The sequence below is a fragment of the Okeania sp. SIO2F4 genome (assembly GCF_010672385.1).
Lineage (GTDB): Bacteria > Cyanobacteriota > Cyanobacteriia > Cyanobacteriales > Microcoleaceae > Trichodesmium.
The window spans coordinates 1-1,355 of sequence record NZ_JAAHGT010001417.1; the positions used below are offsets into that span (position 1 = coordinate 1).

Consider the following 1,355-nt stretch of genomic DNA (forward strand, 5'->3'; position numbering starts at 1 on the left):
TTGACATCCTCCCGACGCTGCTCTCACGAGACAGCGCGGGATTCCCTAACAGTGATGCTAGGGACTTTCTGCTTCAATGCACCCGCCTGACGAGATTTACTCCCAGAAGGTCTTACAGTCGCTCCACAGACTGACACTGCGAGTCCCGCAGCCTTCGAGCGTGGGCGTTCCCTTGCGTCTGACGCCGACGCGGGTTCCCATCCGCAAAATATTTATCGAAGCGTTTATGTCCCTGTCATGGTGAGCTGCACACTCTGGACAATCCCACTCTCTAATGTTTAATGGTAATTTTTCTACTGTGTGCCCACAATTAGAGCAACGTTTAGAACTAGGGAAATATCTATCAATTTTGATTAACTCTCGGCCATACCATTCAGCTTTGTATGCTAATTGCCTGACTAATTCAGACCAGTTGGCATCACTAATTGCTCTGGCGTGCTTTGTGATTCGCGGACCAGATTTTTTACCCCTAAATCTTCAACTACAATAGTTTGATTTTCTCTAATCAGTTGAGTGGTCAGCTTATGGGTATAGTCTAGCCTTGAATCTTTGATTTTTGCGTGTATCCTCGCTACTTTTATCCTGGCTTTGTGATAGTTATTAGATCCTTTGGTTTTACGAGAAAGTGATTTTTGGGCTAACCTCAGTTTTTTGTGTAACTTGTAATGATTCTTTGGGTTAGCAAATTTTTCTCCTTCACTGGTTGTTAATAGACTGGTAATTCCTAAGTCAATACCTATTTGTTTGGTGAGTGACTTGAGACTCAAATTTCTGGTATCATTGACTCTCAAAGATACAGACCACCTACCACTTGAGTCCAGCTTGACTGTAATTGTACTCGGTACACAACCTGGTGGTAGTTGCCTACTCCATCTAATAGCTAACGGTTCAGAACCCGATCGCTAAATAGACTTGACCGTCTTTCCACTTAAATGCAGACTTTGTAAATTCAGCACTACCGCCCCATACGCTTTTTCTTAAAGTTAGGATACTTAGTACGTCCACTAAAAAAGTTAGTGAAAGCTGTTTGTAGATGTCTCAAGCCTTGCTGTAATGGTACACTGCTTACTTCTTTTAGGAAATCTAAATCTTCCTGTTTTTTCCAGTTCCTCAGCATAGCTGAAGTTTGCTTGTAACTCACTTTTTGCTTGTGTTCATACCAAGCTTGAGTTCTCGCTGCTAAAGCTTTGTTGTAAATTAAACGCACACAACCCAAAGTCCTGCGCAACAGATTTTCCTGTTCAGGAGTTGGGTAGAATCTAAATTTGTACGCTTTTTCGACCATCTACTGTTTATTTGTCAATGTTTACATTGTAGCATATTATATGTGAAACCACAACATTGATTGGTTTTCC

At 41.8% G+C, this 1,355-nt stretch carries 2 protein-coding genes and 1 pseudogene; 1 reads left to right on the forward strand and 2 read right to left on the reverse strand.

All coding sequences use genetic code 11. The features are described 5' to 3' along the window. Nucleotides 1-96: 96 nt before the first annotated feature. A pseudogene (locus tag F6K22_RS43740) lies at nt 97-833 on the reverse strand (RNA-guided endonuclease TnpB family protein). Between F6K22_RS43740 and F6K22_RS43745 the strand changes: the two are divergent. Further along, nucleotides 781-906, forward strand: coding sequence for a hypothetical protein (locus tag F6K22_RS43745; protein WP_483244209.1), 126 nt, complete (start codon nt 781-783; stop codon nt 904-906). The pseudogene F6K22_RS43740 and the gene F6K22_RS43745 sit on opposite strands and share 53 nt — an antisense overlap. Nucleotides 907-955: 49 nt before the next feature. Here F6K22_RS43745 and F6K22_RS43750 read toward each other — a convergent pair whose 3' ends face one another. Continuing rightward, nucleotides 956-1,285 carry an RNA-guided endonuclease InsQ/TnpB family protein gene (locus F6K22_RS43750; protein WP_483244210.1) on the reverse strand — a complete coding sequence of 110 codons (330 nt, stop codon included), beginning with the start codon at nt 1,283-1,285 and terminating at the stop codon, nt 956-958. Between the last annotated feature and the right edge of the window lie 70 nt (nt 1,286-1,355).

Excerpts from the sequence above, each read along its gene's own strand:
- F6K22_RS43750 (WP_483244210.1), bottom strand. The coding sequence starts at position 1,285 with ATGGTCGAAAAAGCGTACAAATTTAGATTCTACCCAACTCCTGAACAG.